Raw genomic sequence first — 14,160 nt, 5'->3', positions numbered from 1 at the left:
TCCGGATGAAACCGCTTGCGGGCCGCTTCGCGTTCCAGACGCAGGTGCCAGGTGTCTTCCAGTTCCCTGTGCCGATCCGGATCGGTCACTTCCCGAGTCGCCGGCAGCGACATGCCGAAGGGCATGCTGCTGCGTGCCATCTCGGTCCAGCTCCCGTCCTGATTGCGTGTGAAGGAGTGATTTTCCTGCCCGATTTGATCGGGACGAACATGCGGAAGGTCCTGCGTCGACATCAGGTACGCCTGGGCCATGTGCAGGAGGTAGGTGGAGCGCTCGCTGACCGACATGTTTTCCATGCCGACTACGTTGGCGAGTGTTCTGCCGCCCCGACCGATGCCCATGAAGCCGTTGTTGCGCATGATGCGCCAGAGATCTTCCGCTTCCTGTTCGCCGCCATGCTGGCGGGCCGCTTCCAGAGCCTGGCGGGGTGTCCATGCGTTGCGGTCTACGCCGATGTTGTCGAAGCTGTCGTCGTGGGCTTTCTGCACGGCTGCCACAGGCAGATGAAGCGCCCTCTCGGGGCCTTGTTTCGAGTGATATTGCTCACGGAGTGCGAAATCTCTCTTGACCAGGTCAACACCGAAGTTGTCCCACTCCCGCTCAGTCAGCACTTTCCCGTTGTGCGCCCTGGCATGGTGGTCGGCAAACAGATTGGCCGTCTTGCCAGGCATGTTGTCGTGGCGCACCACGCCGGCTGCCAATAAGCCGTAACCATTCTCTCCTTCGATCTGGGCCAGATAGTTCCAGTAAAGCTCGCGATTTCCCTTCTCGGCATAGAAGGCAAGGATGCGCAGGTCCTTATCGGTGAGTCCGTTCATTTATTTACGTGTCCATTTTTCAGCACAGCGCGTGCGTAAGCTTCCATCCGTGGCCAGTCGTACATCAGCGTGCGCAGGTAACTCATCGAAACGGCTACCTTGAATTCGGGGATCAGGAAGTCGTGTGTGCATAGCGCTCGACTCTTGTCGCGCGCCACATCGTCCACGACATGACCGAGCTCCACGTGGGCGCCGTCCGGGAGTAAGTGGGACGAGCACTTGATCACGGTGCTCGGCAGGCCGTCGGGGCCGAAACGCACGAACCAGTCGATGCTGTTTTTGGGATCGTCCGAGAGGTTCCCGGGGCCATACAGCTTCGCGTAGTACGCCTTGGTTTTTTCGAAGTCGGCGTAGTACGGCGTCAGCCCGTAAATCGGCTCGCCCTGGATACGCAGGTCGAGATTTTGCGAGGGATTGGCGCGGTCGACCGGGTTGTTGGGATCCAGAGGCTCCACATACCGGCGCAACAGCGTGCGAAAGCCCTCGTCGGTCAGCCTGTGGGTGTGGTCATACTGGATGGTGATCGACGTAACAGCCGACTCGCGTTTCCCATAGCGATCCCGATCCGGTGGCAACGGCTGCAACGAATCCCACTGCACCGACAAGTAAAACTCTTCCTTTTCTTTGCCCTGTCCCCACGGCAGATAAAACAGGTTCTGCGGTAGCCGGAAGAGATACGGCCCGAGGCACGCGGGGACCAGTTCGTGTGACGAGACGGTCTCTAGTGGCAACCCGTCGCAGGGGGTTTTCAGCGTGTCGTCCGGCGGCAAGGGCGGTGGCGTGATCGGGCCGCGACAGGCGGCCATCATCGAGGCGGCCAGCAGGACGACCGGTTTGGGCACAGGCATGGGTTCTCCTTCGGTCGGGGTGAACGGTGGGGGCAGGCGCTTCGGGGGCAGGCGCGGCACGCGACAGCGCACGGGACGTTCGGGCGTGCGGCCGACCACGATCTGCTCGTCGTCGCGCAGCGTCAGCAATTGCGCGGGCGTGGCCGGACTGCTCATCGCCCGTCGCGGGTCCGAATGAGCGGCCAGAAAATCAGTGAGCATCGGTGCGAGCCGATCCGCCGCGACCTGATGCACGGGCGCCTGCGCCACGCACAGACCAAACCGGCGCAGGAAGGCAGCGGTGTGGTGGCCGTACATCGTGGCGACACTGGCCAGGTCGTCCACCGTGGCCAGCCAGCGCAGTGTGTCCGGTCCCCGGGTCAGAGTGGTCAGCGGACCCACGGTGTCCGCGCCGTAGAGCACCACCAGCGGCAGCGCGTCCGGCGCGTCGGCCATGACCTGCTCGTGCCATTGCGCGATGAAGGTATCCACCAGTAACGCGGCATGGGCGCGATGGGAGGGCGGGATGCTGAGATAGACCGTGGTGTGCCGCGCAGGGTGGTCGCCGAACAGGGTGTCGTTTCGGGTCATGGACGCGCCGTCGCCGGCCTGGGCATAGACGGTCAGCGGAGGGCGAAGTGCTTCCCAGATGCGCCCGATGGTGGGTGTGTCCAGCGCCAGCCAGGTGCCCAGAGCGTTTCGGGTGGCCGCGCTCAACGCGGGATGGGCCATCAGGGCGGCCAGCGAACGTCGATCCGCCGTGCCTTCGGTGGGTGCGCATAGCTGATAGAGATCGACCGGCGAGACCATGTGCGCCTGGTCGGAGACGATGTAGATGTCGTACAGCGCGTGAACCAGGGTCACGAACGCATGTTGCGTCTGGCTGGCCAGAAGTTCGTCGCCGCGCTCGCGGATCGGGTACCAGCGTTGCGCGAGTCGGGCGAGTCGGTCCTGGCACCAGCCGTGCGAGGTCCACGCATGACGCAGCGGATTCCAGCGCCGACCGCCGCCGAACGGCGCCAAGTGCACGATGGGGTGACCGGCCTGGGCGCGCCAGCCGGCCGTGAAGGCGAACGCGTTGGCGGAAAGGTCGACGACCAGCACCGGCCCTTCGACGTAACGAAGGGTGAGCAGGATGCCGTGGGCCAGCGTGCGACGCGGATTGCGTCCGGCGAGCAGGACCGAGGTCGCATACGGGGCGGCCTTGCCAAGCCGGTAATGGCTGGCCAGCGTGATGCCGCGATGGCGCTGCGCCGACCAGGTCAGCGCGCTTTTGCGCGGGGTGATGAATGGTGGAATCGGTGTGGGCCAGCGACGGCGCTGGACATCATGCAGCCGGCTACCGAGCCAGGCGAACAGAAGCAGCGTGGGGATGAAGCCGACAAGCGTCCACAGGCGGATGCGGGTCGCGAAAGGCTGCCATTGCGGGTGATCAAGGTACTGCCACCATTCCCACAGCAGCGCGGGACTGAGCATCACACGCCGGGTGCTAAGCACCCAGCCCGTCAGGGCGCCTGCGACAACCATGGCGGAAAAAATTGCACTGCATACAAAAAGCAGCGCGCACAAACGCTTTGCCCATGGCTCCATGCCAGGTCCTCAAGAAGGTGAATACGATCCGTGTCAGACGATGATGGCATAGCGCCGCGAGACGTGCCGAGTCGATGGGCACACGTCACGGGTGGGAAGTGATGAGGTTGGCGGGTGCTTTGTGATGCTCGTATCGCGAGCCATGTCGCGCCCGCGCGGTAGAGACAATTTCTGGATTACTGCGACATGCGTCGCAAAACGCCAATGGTTAGAGGCAGCAATCCGGAAAGGAATAGTGCGAGCGATGAATAGGCGGGACGTCTGGTTGCGCCTAGCCTCCTTCGGTGCGGGCCGGCCGGCTCGCGAGAACGGGAGGATATCCACATGCCTGAGCATCACTTCAAACTCGAAGAGATCGTGTTGTCGCTGAGCAATATCAGCGAAATCATTCACCGTCGTTTTCAGTGCATGGAATGCAATGCCTGCGAGCCGTGTGGACCGGTGTTCATGAAGGCTCTCGCTCAGTTGGCCGAAGCCGGTGGCAAGCGCGTACAGGCGCAGGCTGGGGAACGTGGCCGCGCAGGCTGAGGTGCGGTTCGCCGCGGGTGTTCGTCTGTTGTCGTTGCCGCAGGGCGGCACGATTTCGTGCACCCGCGGCCATTTCGCCATTGACGAGACGAGTCGTGCCGCGCTGTGGCGTGCGTTGCCCTCGTGGGCGGGATCAGAGCCGCAGCTACCGTGCGGCGACCCAACCATGATCGACGCGCTGGTAGGCGTGGGCGTGCTGGAGGCCTGCGCGGCGCTGTCGCCCGTGCCGCTTCCGGCGCCGGCTCCGGTGGTGGTGCGAGGATCTGTTGCGCTCACCGCCTTGCTGGAGCGTGCCATGGGTGACGCTGCGCCGCTTGATCCGGCGTCATCCCGTCGCGTGCTGGCGGTGGCCTGTGACGGCGCAGACCGCGAAGCCACGGCGGACATATCGCGTCATTGGTACGGGGCAGGGGAGGCGCACTGGATCTATGCGCAGCTAGCGCATGAGGTGTCGGTGATGGCGCGACTTGTGCCCGACGAAACCCTTTGCTTCGACTGTCTGTGCCGGCGACTCGACATTCCCGCGACGACCACTGCCGTGCCCGATGCTGCCCTGGGGTTGCCCGCACTGGCCCGCAATCTGTGGCTGGAGTCGGTGTATCCGCAACTGGCGACGCACGCGTCTATCGTGGTGACCCGCAACGGCGTATCAACGCCGCATGTAGCCCTGGCGGTGCCCGAATGCGTCGCGTGCAGGCAAAGTCTCAAGCATGCGTCGCCGCGAATACTCCCGCTGCGTGATGTTTACGTGCCCGATGAAGCCGCGCCGCTGGCAGATGCGGAGACGGGCGTGCTGCGCGAGGTGGCGGTCTATCATCCTGCGGACGATCAGCAACCATCGTTTCCGAGTTGCGCCAGCGCGCGGTTGCTGTTGCCGCTGCCTGACGGCGGTTCGGCGACGATCCGGGGCGAAGGCAAGGGTGTGACTGCGGCGGATGCGGTGCACGGTGCCATCGGCGAAGGGATCGAGCGCTACGCGGCGAGCCTGTGGCCGGCGGATCGTTTGCGTCGCGCCGTGTTTCGTCCGGAACATGCGTTTGATCCGCGCTGGCTCGTGCTGTACGAGGAGGAGCAATACGCGCAACCTGGTTTTCCCTTTGCCCGGTTCGATCCTGATGCGCGACTGTCATGGACATGGGGGCGCTGGCTGGACGACGACAGCCTGGTGTGGGTGCCGGCGCTGGCCACGTGGCTGGACTTTCCTGTGGCGGCATCGGAACGTTTTGCGCAGGTGACAAGCAGCGGTCTGGCCACCGGATCTTCGTACGAGGATGCAGCGTTGCGCGCGGTGTACGAACTGATCGAGCGCGATGCCTTCATGCGTTTCTGGATGAGCCGGACTCACCCGGTGCGTCTGCTCGATGTGGACATCGACGAGCCCGTGCGACGCGCGCTGCATGCCATTGAACGGCAGGGCGCGCAGGTGGAGGTTCATGTTCTGGAAGATGCCAGTGGCCATGCGACCGTGCTGTGTGCGGGATATGGTGACGGGCAGCGCTGGCCGGGACTGACCGTGGGGTTGGGCACCCATGCCTCATTGACCGTGGCCGTGCGCAAGGCAGTGCTGGAACACAGCCACTATGGCCTGTACATGCAACGGTTGATGCGCGAAGGGCGCCACCACGCCGTGCGTGAGGCGGCGGATGTCCGCAGCAATCTGGATCACGGGCTCTGGTATGTGGACCCGGCCCGCCAGATAGCCATGCGCGCGCGCACCCGGCACGCTGCGGCGGAAAGCATGATCCATGCCGCGCGACGGTTCACGCATGACGCCACACTGCGTGGTTCAACGACCGCGCTGGCACGCACAGGCATCCGTGTGGCTGCGGTGGACGTAACGCCTGCCGACATTGCCGTGACGCCGTATCGGGTCGTGCGCGCGTTCGCACCGTTTCTCCAGCCCGTGCACTTTGGCTTCCGTATGGAGCGTCGCGTCAATCCGCGTGTGACCTGGCGCGATGATGCGTGGACGCCTCATCCGCTGGCGTGACGGCCTGGGCGGCTGCCTCGCTTTCGATATCGAAGCTTTCCGCGTGATCGTCCGGCTTGATGCGTGCGCCGCGAGCGACGGCAAGTCCACGCGTGAGTTCGGCGCCCAGCAGCACAATGATGGATGCGTAATAGACCCAGGTCAGCAGCACGACGATGGCACCCGCAGGGCCGTACGCGCCGCCGATGCTTGCGTGGTCGATGTAAAGCCCGATCACATACTTACCGGCGACGAAAAGCGCGGCAGTCAGCACGCCGCCGCGCCCGGCATCCATCCACTGGATTTCGGCATCGGGTAGCACGCGGTACATGGCGCCGAAGGCCACGATGAATACCGCCAGCGAGATGACGTTTTCCGCGATGGTCCAGGCCAGCGTGTCGCCCGGCACCATGGCCTGGATCAGGCCGCTGATCACGAACGAAATGATGAGAAGGAATGCGATGCCCACCAGAAGCCCGAACGCGCGTGCGCGCGTACGCAGCCAGCCCACTACGGCTTCGCCGGGCTTGGTGCGCAGTTTCCATACGCGATTGAGTGTGGATTGAAGTTGGGCAAAGACGGCCGACGCGCTGAACAAGGTGACGCACAGTCCGATGATGCCCACGACGTTGCCCAGATGCGGCCGTCTTTGCGCATTGTCGATCACCAGTTTGACGGCGCCGGCGCCTTGTTCACCAATCACGCCCGTGAGGCTGTCAATCAGCTGCTGCTGCCACTCCGGGCGCAATGCGGCGATGACCCAAAGAAGAAGAACCAGAAGAGGCGCGAAAGACAACGCCGAGTAGAACGACAACGCCGCAGCACGGGTCATCAGTTCGTCATCACTGAAGCCGTTGGTCGCGGTCGTTATGGATTTGCGTGCAAGATGAAAGAAACGTCGCATGAGAAAACGTGGGTCCCCTGACCGCGGAGCACTCGGTCAGGAGTGCTCCGCCCGAAGGTTATCAATGACGATGTTTGTCGGCATCGCGCATAGCGTCTGCCTGCTTGCCCACTTCGTTCTGAACCTTGCCGGCATTCTTTTCGATATTGCCCGCTGCCTGCTTGGCGGTATTGCCGGTCACTTTGCCAACGCCTTCCTTGATGGCGCCCTTGACTTCGTGTTTCATGCCTTCGGTACGATTCTTATCCACGATGCATCTCCGTCAAGTCTGCCTTGGTGCAGACCATGCGATTAACTCAACCGGAGCATATGCATCCCGTGAATAGTGCGTGCGCACTTCATCACTCAGGGCGCGGGATAATTTGCGTTTTTCAGCAAGCACGCAAGATGGGCAGCGTTTGATGCCAGGGTTTCGATGGTTTGTCGCACTTTCGGCGGTGTTTCTTTGAGGTCGATGTAATTTTTATCGCTCATCGCTTCACCCACCCAATACGCGGGACTGCCGCCCGGGACGGTGAAGCCGACATCCACCAGGGCCTGATAAAGTTCGGCGCTCACATGGTGCGCGCCGTCTTCATTGCCCACCACCCCGACGATCGCAACCTTGCCGAAGGTGGGGTAGCGGCCATCCAGGCCGATGTCGCCAAGGATGGCGTCCATGCGTTCAAGTACGCGCTTGGACACGCTGGAGGGCTGGCCCATCCAGATGGGGGTGGCCATTACCAGAATGTCGGCATCCATGATTTCCTGACGCAGACCCGGCCATTCGTCACCCACGCCTTCATCGTGGGAAACACCGGGTTTGATGTGCAGATCAACCACGCGGTGATAATCGGTCGTCACGTCGTGGCGAGACAGTGCGTCCAGCAGTTGGTCCAGAAGCTTTTGCGTCGAGGAAGGCGCAGGAGACGCGGTAAGCGTGCAGTTCAGTCCGAGTGCTTTCAGTGTCATCGTGCGGTTCGGCCCAGGCGGTGAAATTTTGCTGACCCTGACTGATTTGATGTCTACGAAATGTCAGAGTGCATTAAACGTGTCCGGGGCCTTCACGCCGCCTCTCATGGGTACGGTTCGGCGTTAGCATGGACCCGCAAGCCGCCTTGACCCTGCGTCTCATTTCCCCACACGGAATATTTGCCTGCATGTCTGTTTTGCCTAAAACGGCTACGGCCCCGTTCTGTCCTTCCGAGGTCGCCGGGTCCGTGATGGTGTCGCCCGACCAGCCCTTCTGGAAGCAGCTATCCCGCTTTCTGGGGCCGGGCTTGTTGGTGGCGGTGGGCTACATGGACCCCGGCAACTGGGCGACCGATATCGAAGCCGGTTCACGCTACGGATATCAGTTGCTGTTCGTGGTGGTGCTGTCGAGCCTGGCTGCCATCGTGTTGCAGTGTCTGGCAGCACGGCTTGGGATTGCGACGGGCAAGGATCTGGCTCGCCTTTCCAGCGAGCGTTACGCGCCGGGTATCGCGCGCACGCAGTGGATTCTGGCGGAGATCTCCATCATCGCGTGCGACCTTGCCGAGGTGCTGGGCAGCGCGCTGGCGTTTCATCTGCTGTTTGGCGTGTCGTTGCCCGTGGGCGTGGCGTTGACGGCGCTGGACACGTTTCTCGTGCTTGGGCTCCAGGGCAGGGGATTCCGGAGGGTCGAGGCCATTGTGCTCGGCCTGGTCGGCACCATAGCCATCTGTTTTGTCGTGGAGTTGTTTCTCATCCGGCCACTGTGGCCCGACGTGGCGGCAGGGTTCCTGCCGTCGTTGGATGTGCTGTCGTCGCGCGAGCCGCTGTATCTGGCTATCGGCATCCTTGGCGCGACGATCATGCCGCACAACCTCTACCTGCATTCGTCCATCGTGCAGACGCGCATGGTGGGCCGCGACGATGCGGGGCGTCTGCGCGCCGTGCGGCTGACGCGCATCGACACGATTGTGTCGTTGCTGATCGCGCTGGTGATAAACGCGGCCATTCTTATCCTCGCAGGCGCGGCATTTCACGCGACAGGCCGGCACGACGTGGCAGATATAAGCGATGCGCACGAACTGTTGGCGCCCATCGCCGGAACGACGCTGGCGGCGGTGATTTTTGCCATCGGGCTTTTTGCTTCGGGGCAAAGCTCCACCTTCACCGGCACGATTGCGGGGCAGGTGATCATGGACGGCTTTCTGCGCATCAAGTTGCCTTGCTGGCAACGACGGCTGATTACCCGCGTACTCGCGCTGGTGCCTGCGCTGATCGGCGTGCTGTGGCTGGGCGACCGTGCCGTGGGACAGTTGCTGGTTGGCAGCCAGGTGGTCCTCAGCCTCCAATTGCCCTTCGCCATGTACCCGCTGATCCGCTTTACGGACGACCGGGCGCTGATGGGCCGCTTCGCCAATAGCCGGCTGGTCTCGGTGTCCGCGTGGGTTCTGTTCGTGGTGATTTCTGCAGCGAATGCGTGGCTGGTGTTGCAGGTGTGTGGCGTGGCGTGACCTCGCCGCGACATTCGCATCACAAACGGCCGCGCAACGTGGCGCGTGGTGACCTGTCGCGGAGCAGTGATGCAAAGTCCTTACGTACCTGAAAAACCGGGCAAGAGTCCTGTATTGCCCGAAGAGACGCCGGTGACGCCATCGCCGGAAGTGCCTGGCAGCGCCGGGCCGGCAGGCCAGCCCGGTGTTGGCCCAGACCACCCCGACAACCCGGAAAGCGAAGGTGGCCACCCGCCTCCCGCACCGGAGGTTGCGCTGGAAATCCGCATTCCCTGATTTTCCTTCCGGAGATATCACGATGCCAGAGAAAGCCACTATCGCTCGCGCCTGGCGCGACAAGCGCGAGGGTAAAGCCGCTTCTACACAGGCAGGCGAGTTTGTTAGGGAGGAAATGGATCACGTGCGCGAAGGAAAACACGGCGCACGTTCTGCGAAACAGGCCATCGCCATCGGATTGTCCAAAGCCCGCAGGGCAGGTGTCGCGGTCGGCGCTGGCAAATCCGCCTCAGCGGCCACAAAGAAGAAGGCCGCGTCGGATACGAAGGCCGGGGCCAAACGGTCGGCGGGCGCGGCAGCGAAGAAATCGGCCGCCCGGTCGCGTGCGACGAAAACGGCTTTGAAGAAGGAGGGGCACGCCGCCGCGTCGAAGCGGGCGCTGTCGACGCAGGCCCGCAAGAGTGCAGCCAGGCGCACGTCTGCCAGCAAATCCGCCGCTGCCAAGAAAGCCGCGCACACCAAAGGCGCCGCAGGCCGTTCAGCCGCTGCCCGGAAGGCAGCGAAAACGCGGGCGGCAAGCAGCTCGTCCTGATAAGTGCAGGCACCCTCCGGCCGGGCAGGTCGGCGAGGGTGCTTCAGGATAGGAAGAAGGCGCTATAACGGAGCTGGTTGCCCGCGAGCGCCTTCGTGATGTGCCGGACGGTTATTCCGGGCCTCGTGGCCCGGTGTCCTCTGGTGCTGGCGTCTGCGTCGGTGGTTACGCCTCACAACACAGCGCTTTGCGGGCCCGGAGGCCTTGGCTGGCGTCGGATCAGACCGACGCGGGCTGGTCGTGCAGGCGGCTGGCGACTTCGCTCAGCCAATCGTAGCCGTCGAGCTCGCTTTCAAAGAGGTCGGCGGAGCCGTTGCCGGCACTGAACTGGCGATAGCCGTTGTTTTCTTCAAACATCGACGCGCTACGCTGAGAATTGTTGAAAAGCGACATGGTCAAAGCCTCGTTATGTCGGGCGACCGGGTTATTAGAAGCTGCGGCACGCCTCCGGTCTTTGGCGTGCTGCGGACGATACGCTGACTTTGCTGGTTAAAAAATAAGCAAATCGCGACTACTGTGTTCTATCAGGTGAACAATCAATTCGTTATTCTTTCGTTTTGCCTGCTTTGGATCCGCAGGCGTACGGTTGATCGTTCCACTCGCGCCTTGATATGGGTTCCCTGAGCAATTACAAGGGGTCCCACCCTTCAAAACTTCGACACGGTTGTAAGGAAAAGGTTCAATGCAAGTTTCCCATGGTTCCCATTAACGGGGGCTATCGGGACCTTGCATGGGCCTTTCGTTCGCGGCGGCGAACAGTAACCGCACTTGCTCTAAGAGTCGAGCCCCTTCCAGGGCGGGCTTTGCAATCCTTCGATCAGGAAGTCCGCCAGCTGCCGGACTTTCGGAGACAGGTGGCGGCTCCGGGGATAGACAAGCCAAACGGCTCCATGTTCATAACGATATGCGTCAAGGACGGACACGAGCTGTCCGTGCAGGAGCGGGCTTTCCACGTAGAAGTCCGGCAACTGGGCGAGGCCGAGTCCCCGCAGCGCGGCATCGAGCAGGGCCTGGCCTGACGCGGCGCGGTAGCGTCCCCGGACAGGCCGCTGCGTGGGCTGCCCGTGTTCGGCGAAGATCCAGTGGCTGCTGGAGCCCAGGAGGCAGGTATGGCGATCCAGCGCGTCCAGATCGACAGGTGCGGGCGAGGCGTTCAGATAGGCGGGCGAGCCCACGACGAAGAGGCGACGCTCGCCGAGGCGTCGGGCGACCAGATTGGAGTCCTCCAGCAGGCCGGTACGCACGGCCAGGTCGTAGCCTTCCTCTATCAGGTTGACGTTGCGATTGGAGAAATCCATGTCCACGCCAATCTGCGGATGGCGCGCGAGGAACTGATTGACCAGCGGTGCGACATAGCGTTCGCCGTAGGTCGTTGCCAGGCTTATCCGCAGGTTGCCGCGCAAACCTTCCTGAAATTCTACGATGGCCTGCTCGGCGGCATCGAATCCCTCCAGGAGCTGGCGGGCGTGCTCATAATAAAGACGGCCCGCATCGGTCAGTCCAAGCTTGCGGGTGGTGCGGTGGAGCAATTGCGTGCCCAGCCGATGCTCCAGCCCGCTCACCGCGCGGCTGACAAAGGCCGTGGAGAGGCCCAGGCTGCGGGCGGCGGCGGAGAAGCTGCCCATCCGGATGACCTCGACGAACGCATCCATCCCGTCCCAGGCGCGCATTGATCTTTGCTCCACTGTAAAGATGCTTCACCGGGCAAATGGCTAATATCCGCGCCCCCGGATGACTAGAATTCTCCTGTCTGGCCGCCTCTGGCGGGCTCCAGGAACCTATTGACGCAAAAGGATACCTGTCCATGAAATCTCGTGCCGCTGTTGCCTGGGAAGCTGGAAAGCCACTTTCCATTGAAGAAATCGACGTTGCAGGCCCCAAGGCCGGAGAGGTGCTCGTGCGCATCGTGGCCACGGGCGTGTGCCACACGGATGCGTTCACGCTGTCCGGCGATGACCCGGAGGGCATGTTCCCCGTGATCCTGGGGCACGAAGGCGGCGGCATCGTTGAGGAAGTGGGCGAAGGCGTCACCTCGCTGAAGCCCGGTGACCACGTCATTCCGCTCTATACGCCTGAGTGCGGCGAGTGCAAATTCTGTCTTTCGGGCAAGACCAACCTGTGCCAGAAGATCCGCGTGACCCAGGGTCGCGGGGTGATGCCGGACGGCACTTCGCGCTTCTCGCTTAATGGCAAGCCGCTGCTGCACTACATGGGCACCAGCACGTTCAGCGAGTACACGGTGGTGCCGGAGATTTCGCTGGCGAAGATCAACAAGGCCGCGCCGCTGGACAAGGTATGTCTGCTGGGCTGTGGCGTCACCACGGGCATTGGTGCGGTGCTCAATACCGCGAAGGTGGAGCCGGGTGCGTCGGTGGCTGTGTTTGGCCTCGGCGGCATCGGCCTTTCGGTGGTGCAGGGTGCCGTCATGGCGAAGGCCGGCCGCATCGTGGTGGTGGACACGAACCCGGCGAAGTTCGAGATGGCGAAGATGCTGGGCGCCACGGATTTCGTGAATCCGCGTGATTATCCGGACACGCCTATCCAGCAGGTGATCGTTGATCTGACCGATGGCGGCGTGGACTATTCGTTCGAGTGCATCGGCAGCGTGGACATCATGCGTGCGGCACTGGAGTGCTGCCACAAGGGCTGGGGCGAGTCGATCATCATCGGCGTGGCCGGTGCCGGGCAGGAAATCCGCACCCGTCCGTTCCAGTTGGTTACGGGTCGCGTGTGGCGCGGTTCGGCATTCGGTGGCGTGAAGGGGCGCAGCCAGCTTCCCGGTTACGTGGATCGCTACATGGGTGGCGAAATCAAGATTGATCCCATGATCACGTATACGATGGGGCTGGAAGACATCAACAAGGCCTTCGATCTGATGCATGAAGGCAAGTCGATCCGCTCCGTCATTATTTATTGAGCTTAAGGCTGATGAACGAAACGAGTGAACTGATCCGCCGCTACTACGAGGCATTCAACCGGGCTGACTGGCCGGCAATGCTGGCGTTGCTGACCGACAACGTGGCACACGACATCAATCAGAGTGGCAGGGAGTCGGGGCGCGAGCGGTTCGCGCGTTTTCTTGAGCGCATGAATTCAAGCTACAGCGAGCAGCTGAAGAACATCGTCATCATGGTGGACGCGACAGGCACGCGGGCTGCGGCCGAGTACGTGGTGCATGGCGTGTACAAGGCAACGGATGATGGTTTGCCGTTGGCGCAGGGACAATCGTACGTGCTGCCCGGTGGTGCGTTCTTCGACGTGGTGGACGGCAGGATTGCGCGCGTCAGCAATTACTACAATCTGGAAGACTGGCTCGGTCAGGTGCGTCGCATCGACGTGGACTGAGTCAACGGCACGACGGGATGCAAGGCACGCATCCCGTCGTGTTGCGGTTTACTTCGCTGCCGGCGTACCGAACAGCACGCGGCGCTCTTCGTCGGTCATGTCCGGGCGCTTGTATGCGCTGGGGTTGTCAACGTAGGCGCGCTTGACCGCTTCGCGCTGGCCAATGGCTTCGAACCAGCGGCGCAGGTTGGGGTGATTCGCAAGATCCTGCCCGTGCGGTTCGTGAGGCACGATCCAGGGGTAGGTGGCGATATCCGCAATGGAGTAGTCGCCAGCAATGAATTCGCGATGGGCCAGTTGCTTGTCGAGCACGCCGTACAGACGGGTAACCTCGCGCGTGTAGCGGTCGATGCCGTACGGCACGGGTTCGGGAGCATAGACGCGGAAGTGACCTGCCTGGCCGGCCATGGGACCCAGTCCGCCCACCTGCCAGAACAGCCATTGCAGCACGTCATAACGACCGCGCGGGTCCTTCGGCAGCAGGGTTCCGGACTTTTCGGCGAGGTACATGAGGATCGCGCCGGACTCGAAGATCGACAGCGGCTCGCCGCCTCCGATGGGATCGTGATCCACGATGGCGGGGATGCGGTTGTTGGGTGAGATCTTGAGGAAGTCCGGTTCGAACTGTTCGCCCTTGCCGATGTTGACGGGGACGATGCGGTAGTCGAGGCCGGTCTCTTCAAGAGCAAGGCGGATCTTCAGGCCGTTGGGGGTGCCCCAGTAATGCAGGTCGATCATGCTGCTCTCCGTGGGTTGATCTGCGGCTGATATGTTGTCAGATCGACACATTGGAAGGTCTTCGGCCAGATTTCTTGCCTGTCCATCGCGGACAGGCTGCCGCCGCCGTCCCTTGAATGACCGCCCGGGCATCCTCAGTAAGTTAAGTCGTCTCTCTGGTCTGCGAACCCC

The 14,160-nt window shown here is 62.6% G+C and carries 14 protein-coding genes and 1 pseudogene; 7 read left to right on the top strand and 8 right to left on the bottom strand.

What is annotated here, in order from left to right:
* Positions 1-818: pseudogene (locus FHW69_RS15425) on the bottom strand (hypothetical protein); the annotation flags it as partial.
* Complete coding sequence (locus tag FHW69_RS15420; RefSeq protein ID WP_183423975.1) at positions 815-3,235, bottom strand: hypothetical protein; 2,421 nt, start codon at positions 3,233-3,235, stop codon at positions 815-817. The pseudogene FHW69_RS15425 and the gene FHW69_RS15420, both read right to left, overlap by 4 nt.
* Positions 3,236-3,559: 324 nt before the next feature.
* Between FHW69_RS15420 and FHW69_RS15415 the strand changes: the two genes are divergently transcribed.
* Entirely contained in the window at positions 3,560-3,763 is a 204-nt protein-coding gene (locus FHW69_RS15415) for a hypothetical protein (RefSeq protein WP_183423974.1), read from the top strand.
* A complete protein-coding gene (locus tag FHW69_RS15410) occupies positions 3,747-5,753 on the top strand; it encodes a YcaO-like family protein (protein ID WP_183423973.1) in 2,007 nt (668 codons plus the stop codon). The genes FHW69_RS15415 and FHW69_RS15410 overlap by 17 nt, the downstream gene beginning before the upstream one ends.
* Here the strand turns inward: FHW69_RS15410 and FHW69_RS15405 are convergent.
* The 3 genes from FHW69_RS15405 to FHW69_RS15395 all read right to left on the bottom strand — a co-directional run bounded on the left by FHW69_RS15405 (position 5,698) and on the right by FHW69_RS15395 (position 7,587).
* Positions 5,698-6,636 carry a YihY/virulence factor BrkB family protein gene (locus tag FHW69_RS15405; protein WP_183423972.1) on the bottom strand — a complete coding sequence of 313 codons (939 nt, stop codon included), beginning with the start codon at positions 6,634-6,636 and terminating at the stop codon, positions 5,698-5,700. The genes FHW69_RS15410 and FHW69_RS15405 overlap by 56 nt on opposite strands.
* Positions 6,637-6,697: 61 nt before the next feature.
* Positions 6,698-6,886 (bottom strand): CsbD family protein, encoded by a 189-nt coding sequence (locus FHW69_RS15400; protein WP_183423971.1) that lies wholly within the window; start codon positions 6,884-6,886, stop codon positions 6,698-6,700.
* 95 nt (positions 6,887-6,981) lie between these two features.
* Positions 6,982-7,587 carry an NAD(P)H-dependent oxidoreductase gene (locus tag FHW69_RS15395; protein WP_183423970.1) on the bottom strand — a complete coding sequence of 202 codons (606 nt, stop codon included), beginning with the start codon at positions 7,585-7,587 and terminating at the stop codon, positions 6,982-6,984.
* Positions 7,588-7,775: 188 nt separating this feature from the next.
* Here FHW69_RS15395 and FHW69_RS15390 point away from each other — a divergent pair, with 188 nt between their 5' ends.
* The 3 genes from FHW69_RS15390 (at position 7,776) to FHW69_RS19105 (ending at position 9,906) form a co-directional block, all read left to right on the top strand.
* Positions 7,776-9,098: an Nramp family divalent metal transporter gene (locus FHW69_RS15390; protein ID WP_221195578.1), complete on the top strand. Its 1,323-nt coding sequence runs from the start codon at positions 7,776-7,778 to the stop codon at positions 9,096-9,098.
* Between the two features lie 69 nt (positions 9,099-9,167).
* Positions 9,168-9,374, top strand: coding sequence for a hypothetical protein (locus FHW69_RS15385; RefSeq protein ID WP_183423968.1), 207 nt, complete (start codon positions 9,168-9,170; stop codon positions 9,372-9,374).
* Between the two features lie 22 nt (positions 9,375-9,396).
* Entirely contained in the window at positions 9,397-9,906 is a 510-nt protein-coding gene (locus FHW69_RS19105; protein WP_255494830.1) for a hypothetical protein, read from the top strand.
* Between the two features lie 219 nt (positions 9,907-10,125).
* Here the strand turns inward: FHW69_RS19105 and FHW69_RS15375 are convergent, their stop codons facing one another.
* Positions 10,126-10,299, bottom strand: coding sequence for a hypothetical protein (locus FHW69_RS15375; protein ID WP_183423966.1), 174 nt, complete (start codon positions 10,297-10,299; stop codon positions 10,126-10,128).
* A 380-nt stretch (positions 10,300-10,679) separates the two neighbouring features.
* Positions 10,680-11,576 carry a LysR substrate-binding domain-containing protein gene (locus FHW69_RS15370; RefSeq protein WP_183423965.1) on the bottom strand — a complete coding sequence of 299 codons (897 nt, stop codon included), beginning with the start codon at positions 11,574-11,576 and terminating at the stop codon, positions 10,680-10,682.
* Positions 11,577-11,710: 134 nt separating this feature from the next.
* Between FHW69_RS15370 and FHW69_RS15365 the strand changes: the two genes are divergently transcribed.
* Complete coding sequence (locus tag FHW69_RS15365; RefSeq protein ID WP_183423964.1) at positions 11,711-12,823, top strand: S-(hydroxymethyl)glutathione dehydrogenase/class III alcohol dehydrogenase; 1,113 nt, start codon at positions 11,711-11,713, stop codon at positions 12,821-12,823.
* A gap of 11 nt (positions 12,824-12,834) precedes the next feature.
* Positions 12,835-13,251 (top strand): ketosteroid isomerase-related protein, encoded by a 417-nt coding sequence (locus tag FHW69_RS15360; RefSeq protein ID WP_183423963.1) that lies wholly within the window; start codon positions 12,835-12,837, stop codon positions 13,249-13,251.
* Between the two features lie 48 nt (positions 13,252-13,299).
* Here FHW69_RS15360 and FHW69_RS15355 read toward each other — a convergent pair whose 3' ends face one another.
* Positions 13,300-13,989: a glutathione S-transferase N-terminal domain-containing protein gene (locus tag FHW69_RS15355; protein ID WP_183423962.1), complete on the bottom strand. Its 690-nt coding sequence runs from the start codon at positions 13,987-13,989 to the stop codon at positions 13,300-13,302.
* Positions 13,990-14,160 lie beyond the last annotated feature (171 nt).

Source organism: Luteibacter sp. Sphag1AF (assembly GCF_014192715.1).
Taxonomy (GTDB): Bacteria; Pseudomonadota; Gammaproteobacteria; order Xanthomonadales; family Rhodanobacteraceae; genus Luteibacter.
This window is presented reverse-complemented; position numbering and strand designations above follow the sequence as displayed.